General features: G+C 71.3%; 25 protein-coding genes. 19 read left to right on the forward strand and 6 right to left on the reverse strand.

Annotated features, from left to right (window positions below; translation table 11 throughout):
* Window positions 1-3: 3 nt before the first annotated feature.
* From frdA to ACFPZ3_RS36425, 6 genes are all read left to right on the forward strand, one after another.
* Window positions 4-1737: a fumarate reductase (quinol) flavoprotein subunit gene (frdA, locus tag ACFPZ3_RS36400; RefSeq protein ID WP_379518862.1), complete on the forward strand. Its 1734-nt coding sequence runs from the start codon at window positions 4-6 to the stop codon at window positions 1735-1737.
* Entirely contained in the window at window positions 1730-2488 is a 759-nt protein-coding gene (sdhB, locus tag ACFPZ3_RS36405; RefSeq protein WP_379518863.1) for a succinate dehydrogenase iron-sulfur subunit, read from the forward strand. The genes frdA and sdhB overlap by 8 nt, the downstream gene beginning before the upstream one ends.
* Window positions 2485-2883, forward strand: a complete 399-nt coding sequence (locus ACFPZ3_RS36410) for a hypothetical protein (RefSeq protein WP_379518864.1) — start codon at window positions 2485-2487, stop codon at window positions 2881-2883. The genes sdhB and ACFPZ3_RS36410 overlap by 4 nt, the downstream gene beginning before the upstream one ends.
* Complete coding sequence (frdD, locus tag ACFPZ3_RS36415) at window positions 2880-3221, forward strand: fumarate reductase subunit FrdD (protein WP_379518865.1); 342 nt, start codon at window positions 2880-2882, stop codon at window positions 3219-3221. Before ACFPZ3_RS36410 ends, frdD begins: the two co-directional genes overlap by 4 nt.
* A gap of 123 nt (window positions 3222-3344) precedes the next feature.
* Window positions 3345-6089, forward strand: a complete 2745-nt coding sequence (locus ACFPZ3_RS36420) for an immune inhibitor A domain-containing protein (RefSeq protein WP_379518866.1) — start codon at window positions 3345-3347, stop codon at window positions 6087-6089.
* Between the two features lie 47 nt (window positions 6090-6136).
* On the forward strand, window positions 6137-7075 hold the full coding sequence (locus ACFPZ3_RS36425) for a diacylglycerol/lipid kinase family protein (protein ID WP_379518867.1): 939 nt from the start codon (window positions 6137-6139) through the stop codon (window positions 7073-7075).
* Window positions 7076-7188: 113 nt separating this feature from the next.
* Here ACFPZ3_RS36425 and ACFPZ3_RS36430 read toward each other — a convergent pair whose 3' ends face one another.
* Entirely contained in the window at window positions 7189-7959 is a 771-nt protein-coding gene (locus ACFPZ3_RS36430) for an SWIM zinc finger family protein (protein ID WP_379518868.1), read from the reverse strand.
* The gene (locus ACFPZ3_RS36435; protein ID WP_417629169.1) at window positions 7959-10925 is read right to left on the reverse strand and encodes a DEAD/DEAH box helicase; all 2967 of its coding nucleotides are present in this window, start codon (window positions 10923-10925) and stop codon (window positions 7959-7961) included. Before ACFPZ3_RS36435 ends, ACFPZ3_RS36430 begins: the two co-directional genes overlap by 1 nt.
* Window positions 10926-11005: 80 nt before the next feature.
* On the opposite strand from ACFPZ3_RS36435, the gene ACFPZ3_RS36440 reads away from it, so the two are divergent.
* From ACFPZ3_RS36440 to ACFPZ3_RS36455, 4 genes are read left to right on the forward strand one after another with little or no spacing between them, the layout of a single operon-like run.
* Complete coding sequence (locus tag ACFPZ3_RS36440) at window positions 11006-11179, forward strand: hypothetical protein (protein WP_379518870.1); 174 nt, start codon at window positions 11006-11008, stop codon at window positions 11177-11179.
* A gap of 60 nt (window positions 11180-11239) precedes the next feature.
* Entirely contained in the window at window positions 11240-11620 is a 381-nt protein-coding gene (locus tag ACFPZ3_RS36445) for a phage holin family protein (RefSeq protein WP_379518871.1), read from the forward strand.
* The gene (locus ACFPZ3_RS36450) at window positions 11617-12336 is read left to right on the forward strand and encodes a DUF3618 domain-containing protein (protein WP_379518872.1); all 720 of its coding nucleotides are present in this window, start codon (window positions 11617-11619) and stop codon (window positions 12334-12336) included. The genes ACFPZ3_RS36445 and ACFPZ3_RS36450 overlap by 4 nt, the downstream gene beginning before the upstream one ends.
* A 32-nt stretch (window positions 12337-12368) precedes the next feature.
* The gene (locus ACFPZ3_RS36455) at window positions 12369-12800 is read left to right on the forward strand and encodes a protease inhibitor I42 family protein (protein ID WP_379518873.1); all 432 of its coding nucleotides are present in this window, start codon (window positions 12369-12371) and stop codon (window positions 12798-12800) included.
* Window positions 12801-12808: 8 nt separating this feature from the next.
* On the opposite strand, the gene ACFPZ3_RS36460 is transcribed toward ACFPZ3_RS36455, so the two are convergent.
* Together ACFPZ3_RS36460 and ACFPZ3_RS36465 are read right to left on the reverse strand one after the other, a co-directional pair.
* The gene (locus ACFPZ3_RS36460; RefSeq protein WP_379518874.1) at window positions 12809-13387 is read right to left on the reverse strand and encodes a TetR/AcrR family transcriptional regulator; all 579 of its coding nucleotides are present in this window, start codon (window positions 13385-13387) and stop codon (window positions 12809-12811) included.
* A gap of 6 nt (window positions 13388-13393) precedes the next feature.
* The gene (locus ACFPZ3_RS36465; RefSeq protein WP_379518875.1) at window positions 13394-14929 is read right to left on the reverse strand and encodes an MFS transporter; all 1536 of its coding nucleotides are present in this window, start codon (window positions 14927-14929) and stop codon (window positions 13394-13396) included.
* A gap of 52 nt (window positions 14930-14981) precedes the next feature.
* Here ACFPZ3_RS36465 and ACFPZ3_RS36470 point away from each other — a divergent pair, with 52 nt between their 5' ends.
* From ACFPZ3_RS36470 to ACFPZ3_RS36495, 6 genes are read left to right on the forward strand one after another with little or no spacing between them, the layout of a single operon-like run.
* Window positions 14982-15692 carry a DUF1838 family protein gene (locus ACFPZ3_RS36470; protein ID WP_379518876.1) on the forward strand — a complete coding sequence of 237 codons (711 nt, stop codon included), beginning with the start codon at window positions 14982-14984 and terminating at the stop codon, window positions 15690-15692.
* A complete protein-coding gene (locus tag ACFPZ3_RS36475) occupies window positions 15689-16093 on the forward strand; it encodes an HIT family protein (protein WP_379518877.1) in 405 nt (134 codons plus the stop codon). Before ACFPZ3_RS36470 ends, ACFPZ3_RS36475 begins: the two co-directional genes overlap by 4 nt.
* 16 nt (window positions 16094-16109) lie before the next feature.
* Window positions 16110-17291, forward strand: a complete 1182-nt coding sequence (locus ACFPZ3_RS36480; RefSeq protein WP_379518878.1) for a histidine kinase — start codon at window positions 16110-16112, stop codon at window positions 17289-17291.
* Between the two features lie 33 nt (window positions 17292-17324).
* Window positions 17325-18074: a LytR/AlgR family response regulator transcription factor gene (locus tag ACFPZ3_RS36485; RefSeq protein ID WP_379518879.1), complete on the forward strand. Its 750-nt coding sequence runs from the start codon at window positions 17325-17327 to the stop codon at window positions 18072-18074.
* Window positions 18071-18511 carry a hypothetical protein gene (locus ACFPZ3_RS36490; RefSeq protein WP_379518880.1) on the forward strand — a complete coding sequence of 147 codons (441 nt, stop codon included), beginning with the start codon at window positions 18071-18073 and terminating at the stop codon, window positions 18509-18511. Before ACFPZ3_RS36485 ends, ACFPZ3_RS36490 begins: the two co-directional genes overlap by 4 nt.
* On the forward strand, window positions 18508-19995 hold the full coding sequence (locus tag ACFPZ3_RS36495) for a sodium/solute symporter (RefSeq protein ID WP_379518881.1): 1488 nt from the start codon (window positions 18508-18510) through the stop codon (window positions 19993-19995). The genes ACFPZ3_RS36490 and ACFPZ3_RS36495 overlap by 4 nt, the downstream gene beginning before the upstream one ends.
* On the opposite strand, the gene ACFPZ3_RS36500 is transcribed toward ACFPZ3_RS36495, so the two are convergent.
* Window positions 19992-22208 (reverse strand): helicase-associated domain-containing protein, encoded by a 2217-nt coding sequence (locus ACFPZ3_RS36500; protein ID WP_379518882.1) that lies wholly within the window; start codon window positions 22206-22208, stop codon window positions 19992-19994. The two genes, ACFPZ3_RS36495 and ACFPZ3_RS36500, sit on opposite strands and share 4 nt — an antisense overlap.
* Window positions 22209-22233: 25 nt before the next feature.
* Window positions 22234-22776 carry a hypothetical protein gene (locus ACFPZ3_RS36505; protein WP_379518883.1) on the reverse strand — a complete coding sequence of 181 codons (543 nt, stop codon included), beginning with the start codon at window positions 22774-22776 and terminating at the stop codon, window positions 22234-22236.
* A gap of 230 nt (window positions 22777-23006) precedes the next feature.
* Here ACFPZ3_RS36505 and ACFPZ3_RS36510 point away from each other — a divergent pair, with 230 nt between their 5' ends.
* The 3 genes from ACFPZ3_RS36510 (at window position 23007) to ACFPZ3_RS36520 (ending at window position 26589) form a co-directional block, all read left to right on the forward strand.
* Window positions 23007-23930 (forward strand): phosphate/phosphite/phosphonate ABC transporter substrate-binding protein, encoded by a 924-nt coding sequence (locus ACFPZ3_RS36510; protein WP_379518884.1) that lies wholly within the window; start codon window positions 23007-23009, stop codon window positions 23928-23930.
* Window positions 23927-24685: a phosphonate ABC transporter ATP-binding protein gene (gene phnC, locus ACFPZ3_RS36515; protein WP_379518885.1), complete on the forward strand. Its 759-nt coding sequence runs from the start codon at window positions 23927-23929 to the stop codon at window positions 24683-24685. Before ACFPZ3_RS36510 ends, phnC begins: the two co-directional genes overlap by 4 nt.
* Window positions 24686-25008: 323 nt before the next feature.
* Entirely contained in the window at window positions 25009-26589 is a 1581-nt protein-coding gene (locus ACFPZ3_RS36520) for a PhnE/PtxC family ABC transporter permease (RefSeq protein WP_379518886.1), read from the forward strand.
* Window positions 26590-26638: the final 49 nt, after the last annotated feature.

The raw sequence follows: 26638 nt of genomic DNA on the forward strand, positions 1-26638 counted from the left end.
CCAATGATCGATGTGCTCATCGTCGGGGGAGGCGGGGCGGGGCTGCGGGCGGCGATCGCGGTCGCCGAGACGGACCCCGCGCTCAAGGTGGCGGTCGTGTCGAAGGTCTATCCGATGCGCAGCCACACCGTCTCCGCCGAGGGCGGCGCCGCCGGGGTGATCGGCCTCGGCGACACGCTCGACGAGCACTGCTACGACACGATCTCCGGCGGCGACTGGCTCTGCGACCAGGACGCGGTCGAGGCGTTCGTGGCCGAGGCGCCGGAGGAGCTGATCCAGCTCGAACACTGGGGCTGTCCCTGGAGCCGGGAGAGTGACGGGCGCGTCGCGGTGCGGCCGTTCGGCGGCATGAAGAAGATGCGCACCTGGTACGCGGCCGACAAGACCGGCTTCCACCTCCTGCACACGCTCTTCCAGACAACCCTGAAATATCAGGACATCATCAGGTACGACGAGTGGTACGTCACCAAGCTCGTCGTCGACGACGGCCGGGTCCACGGCGTCGTGGCCGTCGAACTGCGGACCGGCCGCATCGAGACCATCCCCGCCAGAACCGTCATCCTGGCCACCGGTGGTTGCGGCAAGGTCTTCCCCTTCACCACGAACGCCGCCATCAAGACCGGCGACGGCATGGCCCTGGCCTACCGGGAGGGCGCGCCGCTGAAGGACATGGAGTTCGTCCAGTACCACCCCACCGGCCTGCCGTTCACCGGCATCCTCATCACCGAGGCGGCCAGGGCGGAGGGCGGCTGGCTGATCAACAAGGACGGCTACCGCTACCTGCAGGACTACGACCTCGGCACGCCCACCCCCACACCGAAGCTGCGCAGCATGGAGCTGGGCCCGCGCGACCGGCTCTCGCAGGCGTTCGTGCACGAGCAGCACAAGGGCCGCACCGTGGACACCCCGTACGGGCCCGTCGTCTACCTGGACCTGCGCCACCTCGGCGAGGGCAAGATCGACGCCCGCATCCCGTTCGTGCGCGAGCTGTGCCGCAGCTACCAGAACCTCGACCCGGCCACCGACCTCATCCCGGTGCGCCCGGTCGTGCACTACATGATGGGCGGCGTCCACACCGACATCGACGGCGCCACCCCGATCACCGGGCTGTACGCGGCCGGGGAGACGGCGTGCGTGAGCATCAACGGGGCCAACCGGCTGGGCTCCAACTCGCTGCCCGAGATCCTCGTCTTCGGCCGCAGGGCGGGGATCGCCGCCGCCGAGTTCGCCAGGTCCCACAGAGGGGCGGAGGCGGTCGTCGTACGGAGTCAGGGGGAGGACGAGCGGCGGCGGTTGGAACGCGCGCGCGAGGGCAGCAGCCGGGGTGAGCGGATCGCCGACCTGCGCGAGCAGATGCAGCACACGCTTGAGGGGGCGGCCGGCATCTACCGCGCGGGGGACGTGCTGGCCAAGGCCGTCGACACGCTCGCGGAGCTGCGCGAGCGTTCCCAGGAGGTCCGGGTCGAGGACACCAGCACCGCCTTCAACACCGAGCTGATCAGCCTGCAGGAGTTGCACATCATGCTGGAGATCGCGCAGACGATCGTGGCCTGCGCGCTGAACAGGCAGGAGTCGCGCGGGGCGCACCAGCGCACCGACTTCACCGCCAGGGACGACGACGCCTACCTGGCGCACTCCCTGGTGCACCGCGCGCCCGACGGCACGCCGTCCGTCGGCCTGCTGCCCGTGACGATCACCCGCTGGCCTCCGGGAGAAAGGGTCTATGGCCGTGACTGATACCGAGGCGGTACGGCAGGAGGCGGGTGCGCGCACGATCCGGGTGGAGGTCGCCCGGTTCCGTCCCGGAGAGGACGCCGAGCCCGTCTTCCAGGGCTACGACGTGCCGCTCATGACCGACTGGGCGGTGCTCGACGGGCTCAACTACATCAAGGACCAGCTCGACGGCAGCCTGTCCTACCGCTGGTCGTGCCGGATGGGCGTGTGCGGCTCGTGCGGCATGACGGTCAACGGCGAGCCCCGGCTGACCTGCGGCACCTTCCTCAACGAGTACGGCGACGGCCCGGTCAGGATCGAGCCGCTGAAGGGGTTCCCGGTCATCAGGGACCTGGTCGTGGACATCGACGACTTCCTGACCAAACTGTCGTCCGTGCGGCCCTGGCTGATCAGGGAGGGCGAGGAGCCGCCGCTGACCGCCGAGTACGCCCAGACGCCCGCGCAGCTGGAGGCGTACAAGCAGTACAGCATGTGCATCAACTGCCTGCTGTGTTACTCGGCCTGCCCGATCTACGTGCTCGACCCCGACTTCCTCGGCCCGGCCGCCATCGCGCTCGCCCAGCGCTACAACCTGGACTCGCGGGACATGGGCGACCGCTTCGACGTGCTCAACCTGGAGGACGCCGTGTGGGGGTGCGCGTTCGTGGGCGAGTGCACCGAGGTCTGCCCCAAGCACGTGGACCCGGCCGAGGCCATCCAGCGCTACAAGCTGACCGCCGCCCTGCGCTCGGTGCTGCCGTGGAGCAAGAAGTGAAGGCCGGGGACACGAGCGACTACCGGCCGCCCCGCGACAACCTCTGGTTCGCCAGGACCCGCAACTACACGATCTTCGTGCTGCGCGAGCTGACCAGCGTGTTCGTGGCCTGGGCGATCGTCTATCTGCTGATGCTCATCGGCGCGGTGCTCGGCGGGAGCCTGCCGGAGTTCGCGGCGCTGGCCGCCGGTCCCTGGATGGTCGCGGTCAACGTGGTGACACTGGCCGCGACCGCTTACCACTCGGTCACATTCCTGAACCTCGCCCCGAAGGCCACCGTCGTCCGCCTGGACGGCTACCGGCTGCCCGGCTGGATGATCCAGGGCGGCAACCACTCGCTCTGGCTGGTGATCTCGGCGGTCATCGCCTTCTTCGTGCTGCGGGGGTTTCGATGAGACGCACGCCGGAGCCGTACCTGTGGCTGTTGTTCAGCGGCGGGGGAGTGGTGGCGGCGCTCGTGCTGCCCGTGCTGGTGCTGCTGTTCGGGGTGCTCATGCCGCTCGGGATCCTGGACTGGCCCGCCCCCGAGCACCTGGCCGCGCTGCTGGACAGCGTGCTCGTACGGCTGGCGCTGGTCGTGGTCGTCGTGCTGTGTCTCTTCCACGCCGCGCACCGGATCCGCTTCACCAGCGAGGAACTGCTCGACCTGGCCCGGTTCGATCTGCCGATCGCGCTCCTCTGCTATGGAGGGGCCATCGCCGGCACGATCGTCGCGGTGAGGTTGATGTTCTGAATGTCGTAGTTTGATCACGTTTCAACAACGCACTTTACGATGGGTTGACTCACCCTCTAGCGTCCGGCATTGCAGACCCTATGGCCATTTGCGCCCGGCGATCCCGGGCAGAAGGGGTTCCTGGTGCCCAGTACAAAGCGCCTGTTAGCAACAGTTCCGGCGGTTGCCCTTCTCAGCGCCGCCCTGTTCGTGCCCCAGGCTCAGGCGACCTCCGTCGCCAGTTATGAGCCCGCGGCCTCGGACTACTACATCAACTACGTCCCTCCGCAGGTCGAGAAGGACGTGAAGGACCTCTCGGTCGCCGACGCGAAGGCTCGCTCGCTCACGCCGGCGCAGAAGTTCGACCGGAAGTTCAGCAGCGGCAACCCCGCGGCCGGCCGCGTTCTCGCCGCCCGCGAGAACGAGGCCATCAAGACCGGCCGCAACCCCGCTGAATGGATCTTCAAGAAGACCAAGCAGACCCGTACGGCCAAGCTCCTGACGATCCTCGTCGAGTTCAACGAGCAGGCCAACGACGACTTCTCCGGCTTCAACCGCCTGCGCACCGTCAACAGCGCGCCGAACGACTGCGCGGTCGAGCCGCCCGGCACGCTCCTGAGCGGCCCGCTGCACAACAACATCCCGGACCCGGCCTCGCTGCCCCAGAGGGACAACAACTCCTTCTGGGTCAAGGACTTCAGCACCGAGCACTTCAACAAGATGCTCTACACCGACAAGGGCATCACCGAGCGCGTCCGCAAGGACCTCAAGGACCCGCGCGACAACAAGCCCGGCATCGACATCTCCGGCTCCACGATGAAGAAGATGTACGAGGAGATGTCGAAGGGCGCCTACTCCGTCACCGGTTCCGCAGTGGGCTGGATCAAGGTCCCGCACTCCGAGGCCTGGTACGGCGCCGCGGCCTGTGGCGGCGCGCCCCAGGACATGTCCGGCCACCCGGGCAACCCGCTCGGCGCCCAGCAGCTCCCCATCGACACGGTCGAGGCCCTCGCCAAGGCGCAGCCCGACTTCCCGTGGGCCGACTACGACGTCGAGGACGTCTCCGACGCCGACGGTGACGGGAACTTCGCCGAGCCCGACGGCGTGATCGACCACCTCGTGCTGGTGCACTCCGGCAAGGACAAGTCCTCCGACGGCGGCGCCCAGGGCACGTACGCGATCTGGGCCCACTCCAGCGCGGTCGCCGGCGGCTACACCGTCCCCGGCACCGACAAGAGGATCTCCAACTACATCGTGCAGCCGGAGGACTCCGGCGTCGGCGTCTTCGCCCACGAGTACGGCCACGACCTGGGCCTGCCCGACCTGTACGACACCTCCGGCGCGGCCAGCTCCGCCGTGGACTTCTGGGACCTCATGTCCAGCGGCTCCCACTCCGGCCCGATCTTCCAGTCGATGCCGAGCCACATGGGCCTGTGGGACAAGTGGGTGCTCGGCTGGGCGAACCCGAAGACGTTCAACCCCGGCGACTCCGCCAAGCTCGTCACGGTCGGCCAGTCCTCGCGCACGCCCAAGCTCACCCAGGACGGCGTCCGGGTGAACCTGGACTCCGCGCCGGTCAAGATGCTCGACCCCCACAGCGGCTCCAACGCCTGGTGGAGCGGTCTCGACCAGGACTGGGCCAACCTCACGTTGAGCCGTGACCTGCCCGTCCCCGCCGGCACCGATCTGAAGTTGTGGATGTGGAACAACTACGAGATCGAGCCCGACTGGGACTTCGGCTTCGTCGAGGTCTCGACCGACGGCGGCCAGACGTGGACCCAGCAGAAGGTCTACGACGAGGCCGGCGACGAGGTCAGCACGCCGGACGACTACCCGGACCCGAACAAGAACCTCAAGGCCTTCGGCAACAAGAAGTACGGCCTCACCGGTGACACCGGCGGCGCCTGGCGGCACGACTACGTCGACCTGACGGCGTACGCCGGGCAGACGATCAAGCTGCGGCTGGCCTTCAACACCGACGCGGCCTTCCAGATGCGCGGCTGGCACACCGACGACTTCGAGCTCACCAACGGCGGCACGTCCGTGTGGAGCGACGACGTCGAGAGCGACACCGGCTGGCACGCCGCGGGCGGCACGTTCACCAACACCAGCGGCACGGGCTGGACCCGCAACAACGGCGAGCGCGAGATCTCCCGCTTCTACCTCGCCGAGTGGCGGAACTTCGACGGGTTCGACAACGGCCTGGCCTACACCTACGACACCGACTACCTCCGCGAGGGGGCGTGGAAGGTGCAGAAGGTGAAGTACAACGCGCCGGGTCTGCTCGTGTGGTACCGCGACTCGACGTACGTCAACAACAACATCGCCGACACCATCAGGACGGCTCCGAGCCTCGGGCCCAAGGGGCAGCTGCTGGTCGTGGACTCGCACTACGAGCCGCTGCGCCGCACCGGTGCCGCGGCCGAGCAGGACACGACGTTGCAGAAGAACCTGCAGGGCCGCGTCCAGACCTCCAACGCCGCGTTCGGGTTCACCAAGACCTACCCGTTCAAGGAGTGCCTGGAGGGCGTGAACGAGCCCTACAGCGCCTACTGCACGGACTTCCCCGCGCAGAAGGGCGTTTCGACCTTCACCGACGCCAAGACCTGGTACCCGGGCATCGAGGAGATCAACGGCGGTCTCTTCTTCCGTGACGCCGACGCCTCGGCGGTCGTCCCGTCCAAGGGCGACCAGTCCTACGGCACCCGCGTGGTGCACCAGGACGGCACCCCCGCCACCGAGCTCTACGGCACGGTGGCCGCCGGATCGACGCTCGGCACCGGCAACCCCGGTGACGAGGGCAAGGCGCTGGGCGTGCAGTTCAAGCTGGTGAGTCCGCTTCCTGGCAACCTGGGCGCCATCGTCCACGTGGTCCCGCCGAAGAAGTGAATCAAGGGCCGTCGGGGCACCCCCCGGCGGCCCTAACATGGGTGACCATGAGCGAATTGCGCACCAAGGACGAGCACACCGAGGCGATCCGGAGAAATCGCCGGGTGGCAGTGGTGGTGAACACTCGCTCGCGCCGCGGCCGCCGTCATTACTTCGAGGTGATCGAGCAGATCCACAACCTCGGCTTCGAGCCGCTGGCGGAGCTGTCGGTCTACAACCCCAAGCGGCTGCGCGAATGGCTCGACACGGCCCTGGCCACCAAGCCCGACCTGCTCATCGTCGGTGGTGGCGACGGCACCCTGTCCTCAGCCGTGCGCCACGTCGCCCACCGCGACGTGGCGCTCGGCGTGCTCCCCCTCGGCACCACCAACAACTTCGCCCGCAGCCTGGGCCTCCCGCTCGACCTGGCGGGCGCGATCAAGGTGTTCGACACCGGCAAGGTGGCCGACATCGATCTGGGCATGGCCGACGACCGGCCCTTCGCCAACCTGGCCAGCTTCGGGGTGTCCGTCGAGGTGGCGGGCCGGGTCAAGCCGTGGCTCAAGCGCATCGTGGGCCGCCCCGCCTACCCGCTGACGGCGCTGACGATCCTGCCGGGCCACCAGCCGTTCCGCGCGTTCATCACGGTGGAGGGGCAGCGCCACGAGCTGCTCACCCACCAGCTCAACATCGCCAACGGCCGCTTCCACGGCGGCTGGCAGGTGGCCAGGGACATCAGCATCGACAACGGCATGCTCGTGGCCTATCAGCTCGGCTCGGGCAAGAAGCTGCGCCTGCTCGGGGAGACCCTGATCAGGGCGACCACCGGCCGCTGGCGCAGCCTGGCGGGCGGGCCGTTCGTGGTGGGCAGGGAGATGTTGCTGGAGACCGACCCGCCGATGGCCGCCGACGTGGACGGCGAAGTGCGGCTGCGCACCCCGATCAGGCTCCGCGTGGTCCCCAACGGAGTGCGCGTCATGGTGCCCGCCGACTTCGAGGACCGCTGAGACTCACGCCCAGGAGAAACCCATTGCTCGCCCCCTTCCCACGATTGAACACGTAGCGTACTTACGATGTTGCCCAACGTCACGGGGGTGGAAAAGTGCGGCGGGGGCGTGAGTCAGGCGTCCGCGAGCCCCTTGTACGCCGGGGCGAGCGGACCCGCCAGATCCGCAGGCGGGGGGAAGATCCGCAGGAGGAGGTCGGGGGCGACGGCCGAGTGGCGGCGCTCGGGCCGGTGGGCCGTGGCGCCGGGGGCGTAGAAGTCGGCCAGCCGGTCGTTGAACGGCACGTCGTCCACCGCCAGGGGGTCGGCCGCCGGTCCGTCGGCCAGCGAGCCGAGCAGCTGCTCCCGGGTGCGCCCGCGCCAGGCCAGCACCAGGAACGGGTCATCGTCGAACGACTCGGCCAGCAGGTAGAGCACGGCCGACAGGTGCTTGCAGGGGAACCCCCAGTCGGGGCACGAGCAGTCCATGTCCAGGTCGCGCGGGAACAGGTCGATCCCCATCGCGGCGAACAGCTCCTCGATCTCCGGCGGCATCTCGCCCGCCAGCAGCTTGGCCCGGTAGACGGCCTGCGCCGCGATCGACTCCTCGATGGCGCTCCAGCGGGCCTCGTCGTACGCCTCGACCCTGACCTTGACCTTGTACGGATCGCGCCGCGAGCCCTGGACGGCGGCCCTGACCTCGCCGGGGGACAGGTCGATGGACAGGACCTGGCCCTTGCGGGCGTAGGCCCGGCCGCGTGAGAGGCGGCCCTTGTCGCAGACGCGCTCCAGGATGTCGATGAACCGGCGCGACCACCAGGTGGAGCCGATGCTGCCGCGTTGTGTGCGGGCCTTGATCCCGCCCTCGACCCTGATCGGCTTGCCGCCGTCGTACCAGCCGGCCATCAGCCTGCCCCCTCGGCCGTCAGCTTGAACACCTCGCGCAGCTCCTCGGTCGACAGGTCGGTCAGCCAGTCCTCCCCGGTGCCCACGACGCGCTCGGCCAGGGCCTTCTTGCGCTCGATCATCTGATCCACGCGCTCTTCCAGGGTTCCGGCGCAGATGAGCTTGCGTACCTGCACGTTCTTGCGCTGGCCGATCCGGAACGCGCGGTCGGTGGCCTGGTCCTCGACGGCCGGGTTCCACCAGCGGTCCACGTGGACGACGTGATTGGCGGCCGTCAGGTTGAGCCCGACCCCGGCGGCCTTGAGCGAGAGCACGAACAACGTCGGCTCGGGGTCGTTCTGGAACCGGTCCACCAGGCGGTCGCGGGTCTTCTTCGGCAGGCCGCCGTGCAGCCACAGGACCGGACGGTCGAGGCGCTGGGCGAGGTACGGCTGGAGCATCGACCCGAACTCGGCGTACTGCGTGAAGAGCAGGGCCTTCTCGCCCTCCGCCAGGATCTCCTCGGACAGCTGCTCCAGCCGGGTGAGCTTCCCGGACCTGCCCGACAGGCGGGAGCCGTCCTTGAGCAGGTGGGCGGGGTGGTTGCAGACCTGCTTGAGCTTGGCCATGGCCGACAGCACCAGCCCGCGCCGCTCGATGCCCTCACTGCTGTCGATCTTGGTCAGCATGTCGTCCACGACCGCCTGGTAGAGCGTGGCCTGCTCGGTCGTGAGCGAGCACCACTCCTTGACCTCCAGCTTCTCCGGCAGATCCGAGATGATGGACTTGTCGGTCTTGAGGCGGCGCAGGATGAACGGGCCCGTCGCCCGCCTGAGCGCCCGTGCCGCCTGCTCGTCCTGGCGGGCCTCGATCGGCTCCTGGAACCGGGTCCTGAACCGCGCGCGCGGCCCCAGCAGCCCCGGGTTGGCGAACTCCATGATCGACCAGAGCTCGGCCAGGTGGTTCTCCACCGGGGTGCCCGTCAGCGCGAGCCTCATGCCCGTGGGGATCGCGCGGACGGCCTGGGCCTGCAACGTGCCGCTGTTCTTGATCGCCTGGGCCTCGTCGCACACGACCCTGCGCCATTCGTGCCGCTTGAGGGTCTCCAGGTCGCGCTGGGCGGTGCCGTAGGTGGTGATCACCAGGTCGGCCCGCGCGATCTCGGCGGCGTCGCGGGCGCTGCCGTGGTGCACGTACACCCGCAGCTCCGGCGCGAACCTGGCCGCCTCCCGCTGCCAGTTCCCGATCAGCGACATCGGGCACACCAGCAGCGTCGGGGTTTCGGCGCGCTCGTGGACGAGCAGCGCCAGCGTGGTGATCGTCTTGCCCAGCCCCATGTCGTCGGCCAGCACCCCGCCCAGGCCGAGCTCGGACAGGAAGCTCAGCCACGCCAGCCCCCGCTCCTGGTACGGCCTGAGCGTCGCGTCCAGCCCCGCCGGGGTGGCCAGCGGGGTGAGCCGCCGCTCGGCCTGCCCGGACAGCAGGTCGCCGAGCACCCCGTCGGCGTCGATCCCCAGCAGCGGCAGCTCCTCGTCGTCGCTCTGGACGACCTGGCGCAGGAGGTCGGCGGCGCTCGCCTCGCCCGTACGGCTGCCCTCCACGGCCTTCAGCGCCGCCTTGAGCTGCCTGTCGTCCAGCTCCACCCACTGGCCGCGCACCCTGACGAGGGGCACCTTGAGCCTGGCCAGCTCGGCCAGCTCTTCCTCGCTGATCGTCTCGTCGCCCACCGCCAGGTCCACCCGGAAGTCGACCAGCTCCCGCATCCCGAACCCCTGGCTCGTGGCCGCCGACTGCGTCTTGGTTCTCGTGGTCAGCTTCAGCCCCAGCCGTGTGCGGCCCGCCCAGCGCGGCAGCTGCACGCCGAACCCGGCCGCCTGCAGCAGCGGCGCGGCCTTGCGCAGGAACCCGAACGCGCCCGCCGTGTCCAGCGCCAGCTCGCTCGGCTCGGGGACGCGCAGCGCGTGGTCCAGCTCGGGGAACAGCCGCACCGCCCGTCCCAGTCCCGTGAGCAGCTCGCGCTCCGGCCTGCCCGGCAGCCCGGTCACCCCGCTCCAGACGGTGGCGGCGGGGACGTAGAGGCTGGGGTCGTCGGCGGCCTGCAACGCCAGCTCGACCCGCCAGTCGTCGGTGTCGGCGGGCTCCAGCAGGCGGAAGCAGACGCGCGTCGCGCCTTCCGCCGTGGACACCTGCTCGTGCCACTTCTCCAGCTCGGCGCGCAGGCCGGGCACGTCGGGGCAGGCCGCCGCGTCGCCGGTCAGGGCGGCGAGCCAGCGTTCGTGGAGGGTTCTGGGCGTCCTGGCGAGCAGGGGCCCGGTGAGCGTGCGGCGGACCAGGGCGTCGGCGAACGCCTCCAGCGCCTCGCGGAGGACCTCGGCCGAGGGGCGTTCGGTGCTGGAGGTGCGGCAGGCGGGGGGCATGGCCAGGGCCAGCTCCCTGAAGTACGCGGCGTCGGCCCCGGTGAGCACCGGCCGCCACACGGCCTTCGCGTCGTCCTCGGGGATCGCCCACATGTCGGTGCCGGCCGGGGCGCCCTGGTGCGCGCCGGGGATCAGGTGGGGCAGGACGCGGCCACGGCGGACCAGGTCCAGGGCGAACGCGGCGACGGCGGACCAGTGGCGCACGGTGCCGGTGCCGGTGTGCCCGGCCAGCACGCGCAGCGCGTCGGCGACGGCCGGGACGATGGCGGGCACCTGCCAGAGGCGCAGGCGCGGCCGGGCCACCTCGGGCAGACGGCCGGTCTCCGGCGAGGGCAGCGGCTCCTTGGCCGATCCGGGCAGGAGCAACTCCAGCACCCGCGGCTCCATCGCAGGCGACGGGCCGGTGTCGAGGTCGAGGTCGAGTGCGGCGGCGACGGCGGGCGCGGGGGCGGCGAAGGGGTGGGGCTGTGGCGAGCCCTTTGCGGCGGCTTTGCGTGGGAGGTCCGCGGAGGCGGCGTGCTCCGCCCAGAAGGCGAGCCCGTCCGCCGTCCAAACCCCGTGTACCAGCACCACGGCAGGTTACCCCCGCCGATCGAAGATCGGGGCCGGCGCGGAGCTGTATGAGCGGTCCCGAAGCGTAGACTCAAGGTATGAATACTCCCGGATCGTGGTGCGAGAGGCCCAAGCCGCAGGCTCCCTCGTGCGAGCTCCCGTCCCCGTGGAGCAAGCCGAAGCAGCCCGACAACTGGTGCGAAGTCCAGAAGGACCCCGTGGTGTCGGTCCTGGGTTTCCTGCTCAAGGGAGCCAGGCGGCGCATCCGTTAGCGGGTGATAGAAGGCCGTTTGCCTGGGTAGTCGCCTTCCTCAGCGGAGGAGGCGAACGTCGTGAACGATACTCACAAACTGGTCAATGACCTCTCCGAGCAGGTCTCCAGACTCGTGCGGGACGAGCTTCGCCTGGCCAGGATGGAGCTCACGGAGAAGGGCAAGCGCGCGGGTCTCGGCGCGGGCCTGTTCGGCGCGGCGGGAATAGCCGCGTTCTTCGGCGGTGCGGCCCTCGTGGCCGCCGTCATCATGCTCCTCGCCCGGATCCTGCCCGATTGGGCGGCCGCCGCGGTCGTGGCGGCCGTGCTGTTCATCGCCGCCGCGCTGCTCGGGCTGTTCGGTAAGTACGAGGTCAAACGGGCCACGCCGCCGGTCCCGACGGAGACTCTCGCGAGCGTCAGGGCCGACTTCGACATGGTCAAGGAGAGGGCACGGCGATGAGCGAGACCGATCCCGGATACAGCGAGCAGCACGCGGGCAACGTCGGGGCCCGCAGGGCGACCGTGGGCACGCCGACCGAGCCTGAGTCCATCAACGTCCCCCCGACCAGGCCGGGCGCGGCGGAGAACGCGCTGGAGGCCGAGGCGGAGCGCGAGGAACACGAGACGTTCATCCCCGAGACCCCCATTCCGGATGAGCGCTCCGAAGCGGCCGAGGATCTGCGGTCCGAGGAGCACTCACCGAAGAGAGGGGCGCACGGGGAGTCCGGCAGGGCTGGATCGTCCGGCCGGTCCGACAAGGAGGATGACGTGCGCAAGGATATTCAGGAGACACGAAGAGAGCTGGGCGAGACCGTCAGCGCGCTGGCCGCCAAGACCGACGTGAAGGGCAGGGCGGGGCACGCGGCCGAGGTGGCCAAGGACCGGGCGGGGCACGCGGCGGAAGTGGCCAAGGATCGGGCGGGGCACGCGGCCGAGGTGGCCAAGGACCGCGCGTCCGACGCGGCGGAGACCGTCAAGGAGAAGGCGTCGGAGATGGCGGGCAAGGTCCGCGCGGGCACGCCCGACCAGGTCAAGGACGCCGCGGCGGAGGCGAAGAAGCGGCCCGTGCTGCTCATCGCGATGGCGGGCGCGGTGACCGCGTTCGTGGTGCGCCGCATGATGAAGCGGCGCCGCGCCACCGTCAAGCGCCGCCGGATGAGGCTGCCCGGACGCTGACCGGACCGGCGGGCCGATAGCCTTCCATGGTGATGCGTCTGACGGCTGCCGCCCTGCTCTTCCCGCTGCTGGTGACGGGGTGTGGTGCCGGGTCGGCGGTGAGCGACTACGGCAAGGTGGTCAAGGGTTCCAAGGGCGCGACCGTTCGGGTGGAGGTGCGCCCGGGGCAGCGGTTCTCGCTGGCCGTCTCCGACAACCCGTCCGTGGGCGACAGCTGGGACCTGGTGGAGGTGCCCGACGCGAAGGTGGCCTCGTACATCAGCGAGGAGCGCGAGAGCGACGGCGACCAGCCCGGGGCGGGCGGCACCTCCTACTTCGTCTTCAACGGCAAGCAGCCGGGTACGACCGAGATCAGGCTGCGTGACTGCTGGCGGTGCGGCCAGGCCAAGACGCCCTCCACGGAGGAGAGCAAGCAGCAGTCCGGCGAGGCCGTCTTCGCGGTGACCGTCGTCGAGGGCGGATAGGCGCTCGATCAGGGGAGCATCGCACGGCACAACACCGCGAGCGTGGTCCGCGTGAGGGCCGCCGGGTCGGGCGCGCCCGCCGCCAGGCGCCGCTGCGCCTCGCCCAGGATGCTCCACCCCAGGTGGGCCACCAGATCCGGGTCCTGGTGCCCGGCCTCGGTCAGGACCTCGCGGAGCGGGGCGATCATCGTCTCGTGGAGCTGGTCGAGCCGGTCCTGGCACTCGGGAGGCAGCTCCACCGAGACCAGCGCCCGCAGCAGCGCGTAGTCGGGGTGGGCCACGAACGACAGCGTGACCTCACCGAACGCCAGGACCCGGGCGTCCAGACCCCGTGAGCCCGCCGTGACACCCTCCAGCCGCGCCGCCCAGCGCGGGATCGCCTCCTCCACGAGCTGGGCCAGGATGTCGGCGGTGGAGGAGAAGTAGCGGTAGACGCTGGAGCGGGCCAGCCCCACGCGTGCCCCGACCGCGGCCGGCGTGAGCCCGGCCGTGCCCTCGGCCACCAGGATCTCCATCGCGGCCGACAGCAGGGCCGCGTGCTGGCTGGCGCGGTGGTCGGCCACCGTGGCCGCGCTGATCCTGGGCACGGGACCTCATTCCTCCTCGCGTCGTCTGCCTCCAGTATCGGGCAGCAGGAACGTCGCGCCGACGCCCGCGAGCAGCACGAGCCCCGTGACGACGGTGACCCGGCGGGTGGCGTCGGCGGAGGCGGCGACGGCCGCGGCGTGCTGCCCGGGGTCCCTGATGGCCGTGATGGCGGTGCCGCCGCTCTCGCGTAAGGCCCTGGCCAGCTCGGGGTGGCCGGGCAGGTGGCGGGACATGGCCGAGTCCAGCCCCGTGACCAGGACCGCGCCGAGCACCGCGATGCCGATGGCGGCGCCGAGCTGGCGGATCGTGCTCTGCAGGCCCGAGGCCGCGCCGGACTGCCGGACGGGTACGCCGGCCAGCATCACGTTCGGCAGCTGGGCCGAGGCGAACCCGACGCCGATCCCGTACGTGACCAGCCACGGCACCAGTGTCCACGGCCCGATCGAGGGGGAGAGCGCCAGGCCGATCGCGATCGCCGAGGCGGCCTCCAGCGCGAGCCCGATCCGCACGATGACCCGGGGCGCGAGGGGCAGCTTGGGCACGACGCCGCCGGCCAGGAACGTGCCGGCCGCGAGTGAGGCGATGATCAGCCCCGCCTGGAACGCGGTGAACCCGATGGCCGCCTGCAGGAACAGCGGCAGCACCAGGATCATGCCGAACTCGCCGAGCGTGACGATCATCGCGGCGGCGCCGCCGTACCGGAAGGAGGGGATGGCGAACAGGGACAGGTCCAGGACGACCGGCCGGCCCGCCCGCGCCCTGGCCCGCTCGACCAGCACGAGCGCGGTGAGCGCGCCAACGGCCACGGCGAACGCGATCGGGATCGGTGACAGCCCGCCCGTGTCGTCCACGGCGGTGATCCAGCCGTACCGCTGGCCCTCGATCAGGCCGAGCACCAGCGCCGCCGGGCCGATCACCGACAGCAGCACGCCGGGCACGTCCCGGCCGCCGGGCCGCGGGTCGCGCGACTCGGGCACCTTGAGCGTGCCGAGCAGGACCAGCAGGCCGATCGGGAGGTTCACCCAGAACGCCCAGCGCCAGCCGAGGTCCGTCACCACCCAGCCGCCGAGCAGTGGCCCGACGGCCGCCATTCCGCCGATGACGGACCCCCAGACGGCGAAGGCGACGGTCCTGCGGGCGCCGGTGTAGAGGGCGTTGAGGACGGCGAGCGTCATCGGCACGACCATGGAGGCGCCGACACCCTGGAGCACCCGCGCGCCGATCAGCAGCGCCCCGTTGCCCGCCGAGGCGGCCAGCAGGCTGGCCGCCAGGAACACCACCAGCCCTGTCGCGAACGTCCTGCGCCTGCCGCGCACGTCGCCCGTGCGGCCGAGCGGGATGAGCAGGGCGGCGAACGTCAGCGAGTAGATCGAGTTCACCCATTCGACGTCCGTGGCCGAGAGCCGGAGGTCGGCCATGATCGCGGGGACGGCCACGTTCACGATCGTCGCGTCGATGACGATCATGGACATGCCGACGCCCAGCACGAAGAGGGGGAGCCAGCTCTGCCGCTGGGACTCGCGGTTAGATAGCGACACCATGTCTCTAACATAGCAACACGGTGTCGCGAAAGGACGCGTTAGGCTCCAGATCATGGACTTCATCCGGGTGCGCGCCTCCGCGGACGGCGCGGAGACGATCTCGTACTGGACCGGCGACGTCTACGGCTGGGAGGACGGCGACGGGCCGCACCATCTGTTCGGGTTCGAGGGGCTCAACGTGGCCAGGGCGGTCGAGGTCGACGGCGGCTGGCGGTTGCTGACCAGGGAGGCGGCGCTCTACCTCGACCCCGTGAGCAGGAAGGTGCTGGACTCCTGGGACAACCCGCTCACCGGGCGCGAGGTGGAGGTGCGGCACGTCTTCAACGACCCGGTCAACCAGCGGCTGGGGGCCTACCCGGTGCCGGAGACGCGGCTGGGCGGGCAGGTCGTGTACAACGTGGACATCCGGCTGGCCTACCCCTCGCCGCTGAAGGTGGCCGACCATCCGGAGAACTCGGCGAGCGACACCTACCGGGCGATGGAGTTGTTCCAGTTCTTCGCCTCGGCGGCAGACCTGGACTCGGGGGTGCCCGACGTGCCGTGCGTGTTCTCCTGGTGCCGGGTGTCGCCGTGGCTGCCGTGGATGGCGATGGGGCCGCGCGGCGGCGGGCTGGTCTACCACTGCCGGGGCGCCAAGGTGGATGAGGTGCCGGAGGCGCTGCGCGAGCGGGTGGGCGAGCACTTCCTGCACGCGCCCGCCGAGTGGTCGGCGCCCAACGTGACGAGCTGGACGGCCTTCAGGGACAGGAAGGCCGAGCGGTGAGCACCGACCTGTTCTGCGAGATCATCTCCGGCGAGCGGCCCGCCACCCTGGTGAGCTCCGACGAGGTGGCGATCTCCTTCCTCGACACCCGTCCCGTCTTCAAGGGGCACGTGCTGGTCGTGCCGCGCGTCCACGTCGAGACGCTCTCCGACCTCGGCGACGTCGGCCCGTTCTTCGAGCGCGTGCAGGCCATGGCGCGGGCCGTGGAGGAGGGGCTGCAGGCCGGGGGCACGTTCGTGGCCGTGAACAACCGCATCAGCCAGAGCGTGGCCCACCTGCACGTGCACGTCGTGCCACGGAACAAGAAAGACGGGCTGCGCGGCTTCTTCTGGCCCCGCACGACATACGACTCCGCCGAGGAGGCCGCCTCCTACGCCGGCCTCATCGCCAAGGCTCTGTGAGCTAGGCTCTGGCCGCGTGGAATACCTGGTCGGCAGTGCCGTCGTCGCGGCGCTCGTCGGCGTGCCCGCGATCGTCCTCTGGCGGGTCATGCGGGGCCGCAGGGAGCTGGGCACCAGCCCGGCCGAGCGGGCCACGTTCGAGACGCTGCACACCGCCTCCCTGGCCGGTCCGCCGCTGCGGGCCGGGCTGACCGCCGACGGCGCCGAGCGGGCCTCGCGCCACCTGCGTACGCTGCTCAACTCCGCCGCCCTGGCCATCACCGACGGCGAACGGCTCCTCGTCTACGACGGCGCCGGCGACGACCACCACGCCGACCAGGCGTTCGAGCACGCCGCCGCCACCCTGAAGGACGGCCGCATCCAGGTGCTGACCATCGACTGCGACCTGCTCGAATGCCCGATCAGGCACGCCGTGGTGGTGCCGCTGACCACCGACGACCGGGTGGTCGGGGCGCTGGCCGCCTACGGGCAGAACGCCTCCGCCGGTCTCGTCAGGGCCGCCCAGGAGGTCGCCGGGTGGGTGGACTCCCAGCTCGAACTGGCCGAGCTGGACCGCTCGCGCACGTTGCTCATGGAGGCCGAGGTGCGGGCGCTGCGCGCGCAGATCTCGCCGCACTTCATCTACAACTCGCTCACCACGATCGCCTCCTTCGTGCGCACCGACCCGGAGCGGGCCAGGGAGCTGCTGCTGGAGTTCGCCGACTTCACCCGCTACTCCTTCCGCAGGCACGGCGAGTTCACCACGCTGGCCGAGGAGCTGCGCTCGATCGACCGCTACCTGACCCTGGAGCGGGCCAGGTTCGGCGACCAGCTCCAGGTGACCCTGCGCATCGCGCCCGAGGTGCTGCCGGTCGCGGTGCCGTTCCTGTGCCTGCAGCCGCTCGTCGAGAACGCCGTGCGGCACGGCCTGGAGAGCAAGGACGGCGTCGGCCGCATCACGATCATCGCCGAGGACGCGGGCGCCGAGTGCCGCATCAGCGTCGAGGACGACGGGCTCGGCATGGACCCCGAGAAGCTGCGCCGCGTTCTCGCAGGTGACATCGCCTCCGCGGGCGGCGTCGGGCTGGCGAACGTGGACGAGAGGCTGCGCCACGTCTACGGCGACGAGTACGGCCTCGTCGTCGAAACGGCCAACGGGGCGGGCACCAAGGTCAACGTCAGATTGCCGAAATATCACCCTGGTGTCTCTGCCCGTTGACCTGGATCTTTGTTGTCGGTTTCATCACTGTCTATGGCACAACTACGGGTCCTCGCCGTCGATGACGAACTGCCGGCCCTCGAAGACCTGTCGTACCTGCTGCGCGCCGACCCCCGCATCGGCGACGTGGCCACCGCGAGGGACGGCGCCGCGGCACTGCGGCTGCTCGACCGCGCCATCGCCGACGGCCGGCCGATCGACGCCGTGTTCCTCGACATCAGGATGCGCGGCCTGGACGGGGTGGTGCTCGGGCGGCTCCTGTCGCAGTTCGCGAACCCGCCGAGAGTGGTGTTCGTGACCGCGTACGAGGAGCACGCGGTGGACGCGTTCGAGATCAAGGCCGAGGACTACCTGCTCAAGCCCGTACGCCCAGAGCGGCTGGCGGAGGCGATCAGGCGGGTGGCGATCTCGGCCGACGTGCCCGTGGAGAGCGGCGAGAGCGATACGATCCCCGTCGAGCTGGGCGGCGTGACCCGGTTCGTCTCCAGCGCCGACGTCATCTACGTGGAGGCGCACGGCGACTACGCGCGCCTGCACACGGCCGCCGGCAGCCATCTGGTCCGCATCCCGCTGGCCACCCTGGAGGAGAGGTGGGCCTCAGCGGGTTTCGTCCGTGTGCACCGCAGCCACCTGGTGGCCGTCAAGTACATCGAGGAACTGCACATCGACTCCGGCAAGTGCACCGTCCGGGTCGGCGACATCGAACTGCCGGTCAGCCGCCGCCACACACGCGAACTGCGTGACCTGCTGGTGCGGCGGGCCAGGAAGGGCAGACACGAATGAGTCCGGAAGCACGCCCGCCCCGCCGCTCCCCCTTGCCCCGCGCCTCCTCCGACGCCTCCCGGCGCGCCTCCGAGCTGCCGCGCAGGGTGGCCGTCACCAGCCCCCGCACGGCCGCCGCCCGGCGTCCCCGCTACCCCGCCACCCGCGAGATCGACGAGCAGACGCGGCTCGGCGAGGTCTACATGCACTCGCTGCTGCGTACCCAGTTCCGGCTGGCGTTGTTCGTCTGCACGGTGCTGGCCTGCGTGGTCGGCGGGCTGCCGCTGCTGTTCCTGCTCATCCCCGAACTGCGGGAGGTGCACCTGCTGGGTGTGCCGCTGCCGTGGGCGGTGCTGGGCGGGCTCATCTACCCCGCCTTCGTCATCGGCGCCTGGCTCTACGTCCGCCAGGCCGAACGCAACGAACGCCACTTCGCCGAACTGGTCGAACGCCGATGAGCCTGACGGCGGTCCTGGTCGTGATGGTGGCGGCCGTGCTCATCGGGGCGTTCGGGATCAGGTTCTCGCGCACCACCTCCGACTTCTACGTCGCCTCCCGCACGGTCAGCCCGCTCTGGAACGCCTCGGCCATCGGCGGCGAGTACCTGTCGGCGGCCTCGTTCCTCGGGATCGCCGGGCTCATCCTGTCCTTCGGCGTGGACATGTTGTGGCTGCCCGTCGGCTGGACCGGCGGGTACCTGGTGCTGCTGGTGCTGGTGTCGGCGCCGCTGCGGCGGTCGGGGGCCTACACGCTGCCGGACTTCGCCGAGGCCAGGCTCGAGTCGATGGCCGTGCGGCGTACCGCGAGCGTGATCGTGGTGCTGATCGGCTGGCTCTACCTCATGCCGCAGTTCCAGAGCGCGGGGCTGGTGCTGCGCACGATCACCGGCGCGCCCGTGTGGGTGGGCGGGCTGCTGGTCGCCGTGGTCGTGGCGGTGAACGTGTTGTCGGGCGGCATGCGGTCGATCACGTTCGTCCAGGCCTTCCAGTACTGGCTCAAGCTGACCGCGCTGGCCGCGCCGCTGGTGTTCCTGCTGATGGCCTGGCAGGCCGACGGCGCGCCCGGCGTGAGCGCCGTGGACGCGGCCACGTGGCAGGTGCCGCTGTCCGGGGGCAAGGAGTACGGGCTGTACTCGACGTACTCGCTGATCCTGGCCACGTTCCTGGGCACCATGGGGCTGCCGCACGTGCTGGTGCGCTTCTACACCAACCCGGACGGGCGGGCCGCGCGCCGTACGACGCTGGTGGTGCTGTCGCTGCTCGGGGCCTTCTACCTGCTGCCCGCCGTGTACGGCTGGCTCGGCCGCTTGTACGCCCCCGACCTCGCAGGCACCGACACGGTCGTCCTGGCGCTGCCCAGCCGCATGATCGACGGCACGCTCGGCGACCTGCTGACCGCCCTCGTCACCGCCGGCGCCTTCGCCGCGTTCCTGTCCACCTCCTCCGGCCTGACCGTGTCCGTGGCCGGCGTGATCGCCCAGGACCTCCTCAAGGGCTCCGTGCGCTCGTTCAGGATCGCGACCCTGATGGCGGTGTCGGTCCCGCTGGCCCTGGCGCTGTGGGCGCGGGCGCTGCCGGTGGCGGACGTCGTGGGCCTGGCGTTCGCCGTCGCGGCCTCGTCGTTCTGCCCCCTGCTCGTCCTCGGCATCTGGTGGCGCCGCCTGTCCAAGACCGGCGCGCTGGCGGGGTTGTTCGTGGGCGGCGGGCTGGCCAGCGGCGCCGTCCTCGTCACCATCGTCGGCGGCCCCCGTCAGGGCCTGGCGGGCGCGCTCCTCGCCCAGCCGGCGGCGTGGACGGTGCCGATCGCGTTCGTGGTCATGGTCGCCGTGTCCTTCCTGACCCCGCACCGGGTGCCGCTGGGGGTGGCCAGGACCATGGTCAGGCTGCACACCCCGGAGAACCTCGACCTGGACCGCGGCGACTGGCGGCCCCGCTCGTCCTAGGGCAGGTACGCCTTCTTGATGGCGGCTCGCTGGAAGGTGTGGTCGTCGTCGCAGTCGTGGCAGTAGCCCGTCACCGTGGTGGGCGTGGCCTTCAGGTCCTCCATGTAGTGCTCGCGCCGCTGCCAGACCACCACGATGCACTCGCCGGTCACCGCCGCCTCCTGCAGGGCCGCCTCGGCCGAGCCGGGTGCGGGGCGGGCGGCGCCCTTGAGGATCGCCCTGGCCACGGCCTCGGCGTCGAACCCTGGATCGAGCCCGGCGTCGCGCGCGGCGTCGAGTGCCGGCGTGGGGTCGGGCTCGACGGGCAGGCGGCGGCGTTGCGGGCGTTCGGCCTTGATGGTTCCGTCGGGCGCGACGCCGACGGGGGCGTGGCCCGCCTGCCGGAGCAGGCGCAGGGTCTCCTCGGGGGGCAGCGTGCCGAGCGCGACCGTCGGGGCGATCTGGCGCAGGCCCGCCTTGCGCAGGGACCTGGAGCCGCACAGTTCGGCGATGGTCGCGGGGTCGGTGGCGATCACGACGGAGGGGGCGGGGCTCACCTTGATGGCGCCGTGCTTGCGGGCCGTGTCGGTGATGAGGTAACTCAGCGGCTGGGGGACGGTCTTGGCCGAGACCCGGGCGAGGTCGGCGAGGAGACCGTCGGCGGTCGTGCCGGCGTCCAGCGCCCGGCGTACGGTCCGCTCCGAGAAGCGCCACACGCTGGCCCGGTCGCGGGACTCCAGGTCGGCGCAGCCGTTCAGCAGGGCGGCCAGGGCGGGGTCCGGGATGCCGGAGACGATCGCGGTCAGGTCGTTCTGCAGGGTCGCGGTGGTCGCGGGCGCGGGGAAGAAGGCGGTCACCTCGCCGCCGTCGAGGACGGTCCTGCCGAGCGTGGTGAGGGCGCCGCCGGCGGCGAGGCCGAGCAGCCCGGCCTCGCGCAGGGCGGCGGCCGTGAACTCCTCGGCGGACTGCTGATATTCGGTCATCGCGGCCCGCGTACGCCAGCCCACCGCCGCCTTCAGCCCGGCCGCGTCCGTGCCCAGGCCGGGCGGCAGCGCACGCAGCGCCTCCAGAGCCGCGCGCCGGATCTGCCCCGCGCCGCTCTCGAACATGTACGGCGGCGGCAGCGGCTCCAGGTGCTCCTCACAACACCCCACCACCCGGTACGTCGCCGCCTGCGGCAACCCCCGCCAGGCGTCGGCCAGCACCCGCCATCTGCCGCCGGGGGACCGCGCCAGCCAGTCGTCCACGAACGTGGTGGCGACCAGGTGCTCGCCCATCTCCGAGGCGATCAGGTCGGCGGCGAAGGCGACGTCCAGCCACAGGACCGCCTCCGGCTCGGGCAGGCCGAGCGCCTTGGCCAGCCGCCTGACCTCGCGGACTCCCACGCCCCCGGCCTTCAACTCGGCGATCGGCTCAGCCCCGGCCAGCTCCACCAGCGCCTCGACGCGGTCGATCGCGGCCAGCGCCGCCCCCACGCCGTCGCTCTCGGGACGCGGAGTGGCCGGCACCTCGGGCGGCCCGGTCAGCTCCGGCTTCCAGCCGTCGCCGCGCAGGGCGAGCGCGACCTCGGCGGGCATCTCGTATTCCCACCCGTCACGGATCACGAACCCGGCGTCGACCAGGCCCTGCACGGGATGGGTGCGGGACAGGGAACCGTAGGAGAGCTGCTCGGAGCCCAGCTTCGGCGCCCCGGACGCCATGCTCTCCAGCAGCGTGACGGCCTGCCGCGGCAACCGCGCCGCCCGGGTGCGCACGGCGTCGCCGTCGCGCAGCAACTCCTCGGCCCGGCTCACCAGATCGGCCTTGCGTCCCACGGGCTGACCGCCGAACGCCTTGACCACCGTCTTCAGCGCCTCCGCCGTGACCCTCTTCTCGAACTCCCGCAGCGGCCTGCCCAGCCCGAACGGATGCGCCCACAGCCCGGGACGGTGCGGTGAGCGTACGGTGTCGCCGTCGATCGCGACCAGTCCCTGGCCGGCCAGCGTGGCCAGCACCTCGCCGAGCCTGCCGTGCGGATCGTGCACCATGCCGGCCAGCACTTCGCGAGTGGTCTCACCGCCGCGTGCCTGGACGGCCTGGCTGACGGTCTGGCAGTCGGCGTCCAGCGCCAGCAACACGGGGACGGCCAGCTCGGGTCTGGCCAGCAGGCGTTCGAGCGCCTCCACCGAGGGAGCCGCGGCCAGCTCCGGCCTGTTGCGAAGGAGATGAGCGAGGTCGGTGGCGAGAGGGGGCACGAAACGACTTTAGCGCCGCCGAACTTTACTCGGGTGTCACATGTGCCATTACCCGCTGGTACGCCGACACCAGGTCCGCCATCGCCAGCACCGGCCCCTGCGGGTCCTTGGCGTCGTCGTCCCAGCGGCGCAGGGCGATCGCGTCGGCCGACCACTCGTGGGACTCGAAGGCGGCGGCCTCCTCCGGGGTCATCGGGCCGCCCTGGACGCGCAGGGAGCGTACCGAGACCGGGCTCAGGGCGTCGTGGTAGGCGGGATCGACGGTCACCAGGTAGCGCTTGGCGGCCACGTGCTGCTCGATCGCCCAGGCCGAGCGCTCGGTCAGATGGTCGCGGGCGAAGGCGGCGCCCGCCTGCTCGTGGGGCATGCCGCGGTGGCGTTCCGCGACCTGGCGGGCGCGGCCGACGTCGTGGAAGGCGGCGGCGAGGACCAGCTCGTCGTCCGCGCCCGCGGCGACCGCGTGGGCGGCGGCCTGGAGGGCGTGGGTGCGCTGGTCGACGGCTTCTCCGCCGTACGGGAGGCCGGCGAGGCCCTCGAAGAGGTCGTGCAGTTCATCCCTAGAAAGCATGACTTGTCCTCTTTTATGGAGTTCTGTCTGCGCATCATGGGCCTGGTCGCGCGACGAGGAGGCGACGATGGAGTGGACGTGCACCGGCGGCAGGGTGACGGGAGGGTGGGTTCGCCGGGTGTTAACCCGCCGGTTCGTGCAGCGTCAGATGCGTCTGACCTGCTCATCACTGTCGGCGACGAGCGTGGCAAGCCGGATCTGCCATTCGCGACAAGCTCGGAGACCAGACTGTGAAACGTACCCTGACCGCCCTGGCCATGATCGGCACGCTCGCGGCGGCGGCGGGCTGCTCCTCTGCCAGCGGCAGCGCCGGCGACGGCGACGTGATCCGCTTCGCCGTCGTGCCGGCCGAGCAGAACATCGACCCCACCGCCGAGTACAAGGACATCATCGCGCTCGTCGAGAAGAACACCGGCAAGAAGGTGGAGTTCGTGCGCTCGACCGACTACAACGCGGTCATCGAGGGCATGGTGTCCGGCAAGCTCGACCTGGCGGAGTTCGGGCCGCTGTCGTACGTGCTGGCCAAGAGCAACGGCGCCAAGATCACGCCGATCGCGTCGATGGTCGAGAAGGGCGGCAAGCCCACCTATCAGAGCTACGGCATCGTGCCCGCGAACAGCAAGATCACCGACATCAACAGGTTCAAGGGCGCCAAGGTGTGCTTCGTCGACCCCGGCTCCACCTCCGGCTATCTCTTCCCGAGCCAGGGGCTGATGAGCGCGGGCATCGACCCCAAGACCGGGGTGCAGCCCATCATGGCGGGCGGGCACGACAACTCCGTGTTGTCGGTGGCCGACGGCAAGTGCGAGGCCGGGTTCGCCGAGAACGCCATGGTCGACCACATCCTCATCGACAAGGGCAAGATCAAGGCCGGTCAGGTGAAGGTGGTGTGGAAGTCGGCGGCGATCCCCATGTCGCCCGTGGCCATGCGCGACGACCTGCCCGCCGACCTGAAGAGCAAGCTCACCCAGACCTTCACGAAGGACGCCACCAAGGACCGGCTCGTGCAGCTCGGCATCTGTAAGGACGCGGACTCGTGCCGGGTGACGGCCGACTCCTCGGTGTGGGGCTTCGAGGCCGTCACGGACGCGACCTTCGATCCCGTACGCGAGGTGTGCACGGCCACCCATAACGAACAGTGCTCAAAGGCATGACGGCGGTCGTCAGGACCAGCGGACTGGTCAAGACGTTCGGCGAGGTCACCGCGTGCGCCGGGATCGACCTGACCGTGCGCCGCGGTGAGATCGTCGCCCTGCTGGGCCCCTCGGGGTCGGGCAAGTCCACGCTGCTGCGCCACCTCAACGGGCTGGCCAGGCCGGACTCGGGTGAGGTCGAGGTGCTGGGCGTGGACGTCGTCGGCGCCAAGGGACCCGCGCTGCGCGCGTTGCGGCGGCGGGTGGGCGTGGTGTTCCAGCAGTTCAACCTGGTCGGGCGGCTGACCGTGATGGAGAACGTGCTCAACGGCGCTCTCGGCCGGGTACGCGGGCCTCGGTACGGCATCGTCACCTGGCCCAAGTCCGTACGGGCGGAGGCGTTCGAGCACCTCGACCGCGTGGGCCTGGCCGACCGCGCCTACCAGCGGGCCGGCAGCCTGTCGGGCGGGCAGCAGCAGCGCGTGGCCATCGCTCGGGCGCTGCTGCAGCAGCCCGAGCTGGTGCTCGCCGACGAGCCCGTGGCCTCCCTCGACCCGGAGACGGCCGCGTCCGTCATGGACCTGCTGGTACGGGTGTGCGGGGAGGACGGGATCACCATGGTCTGCACCCTGCACCAGATCGAGCTGGCGCTGGAGTGGACGCGGCGGGTGGTCGGGCTGCGGCTGGGGGAGATCCGGCTGGACGAGCCCACGGAACTGCTGGACGCGGTGCGGCTGCGCGGGCTGTACCTGTCCAACCCCGTGACGGTCCCATGACGGCCCGCACGGCCTCCACCCGCCCCCGGGTCGCGGCTCGCGGGGGAGGCGGGTCCGCGAGCTCCGAGGGCTTCGGCAGCGGGTCCGGCGATGCGTCCGGTGGTGGGTCCGGTGGTGGGTCCGGCGGTGGGTCCGGCGGTGGGTCCGGCGGCGGGTCCGGTGGCGGGGCTGGAGGTGGGTCCGGTGGCGCATCCGGTGGTGGGTTCGGCGGCAGGGCTCCGCGGCCGGCGCCGCGCGGTGGGGGAGCGGCGGGCGGCGCCTGGCCCCGGGCGCCGCGCAGTGCCCGGCGGGTCGCCGCGTGGGCGTTCCCGATCGTCTCCGTGGTGCTGGGGGTCGTCGCGCTCGACCATCTCGGCGTCGGGATCGGCGGGCTGATCGGCGGGTTCGGCGAGGTCGCCGGGCTGCTGGCCAGGGCCTGGCCGCCCACGCTGGCCGATCCGGCCACGACGCTCGCGCACGTGCTGGACACGCTCTGGATGGCCGTGGCGGGAACCGCGCTGGCCACGCTACTGGCCGCCGTACTCGGCGTGCTGGCCGCCCACGGCGACACCGCCGGATCGGCCGGGCGCGCCCGGAGGACCGCCGGGCCCGGCACGCGTGCCCGTAGGGTCGTCAGGTCGGGGGCGCTCGCCGTGATCGTGGCCTGCCGGGCGGTACCCGACGTCGTGTTCGCGGTCTTCTTCGTGGCCGCGATCGGCATCGGCCCGCTGCCCGGTGTGCTGGCCCTCGGCCTGCACTCCGTCGGCATGCTGGGCAAGTTGTTCGCCGAGGCCGTCGAGCAGGCCGACGACGGCGTGCGCGAGGCCGTGGCCGGCACCGGCGCGGGGCCCCTGCAGCGGCTCCTGGCGGGGGTGCTGCCGCAGGTGGCGCCCTCCTGGATCGCGGCCATCCTGTACCGGCTGGACATCAACTTCCGCGGCTCCGTGCTGCTGGGCGCCGTCGGAGCGGGCGGGATCGGGCTGGACCTGAAGACCGCGTTCGGGTTCACCGACTACCGCGAGGCGACGGGGATCGCGCTGGTCACCGTGGCCGTGGTGCTGCTCGTCGAGGCGGTCTCCGTGGCGCTGCGCGGGCAGTTGCTGGGCACAGGGCGTACCAGGGGGATTCCCCCCGTACGGGACGTGCGCGTGCCGTGGACGCGCGCCCGGGGCGCCGCGCACGTGGCCGGCTGGGGCGGGCTGGCGCTCGCGGCGGTGGCGTTCTGGCAGGTCGGGGCGAGCCCGGCGGCGCTGGCCGGCGCGGCGGGCGGCTCCGTGCAGGCGCTGGGCGAGTTCTTCCCGCCCGACTTCGGACCGGTCGCCGGCGTGCTGGGCGAGGGCCTGCTGGAGACGGTCGCGATCGCGCTCGGAGCCACCTTCCTCGGCACCCTGGCCGGCATCCCGCTCGGCCTGACCGCCGCCCGCGCCGTGGCCCCCAACGACGGGGTGCGCCTGGGCGCCCGCGCCCTCCTCGTCGGCCTGCGTTCCATCCCCGACCTGCTGCTGGTGCTGGTGTTCGTGGCGGCGTTCGGGCTCATGGACGGGCCCGTCGCCGGGACCCTGGCGCTGGCCGTCTTCACCGCCGCCCTGGTCGCCAAGCTCGTCGCCGACGACGCCGAGGAGCTGCGCAGGGGGCCGCGCGAGGCCGTGCTGTCGGCGGGGGCGGGTCCCGTGCAGGAGCTGAGCGTGGCCGTGCTCGGCCAGCTCACGCCGCGTCTGGTGGCGACCATCCTGTACGCGCTCGACGTCAACCTCCGCGCCTTCTTCATCCTCGGCATCGTCGGGGCGGGAGAGCTCGGGTACGCGCTGAGCCAGCACATCAGAGCGCTGAACTACGACGTCGTGACCGCGATCGTGCTGCCGGTGTTCGTGCTGGTCCTGGCCGTGGAGGCGGTCTCGGCCCGGCTCAGATCCGTCCTGCGTTGATGGCCTGTGCGCTCATGCGGCGTCGCCTCCCGTTCACCCGCTGGTCAGA

Source organism: Nonomuraea insulae (genome assembly GCF_042656245.1).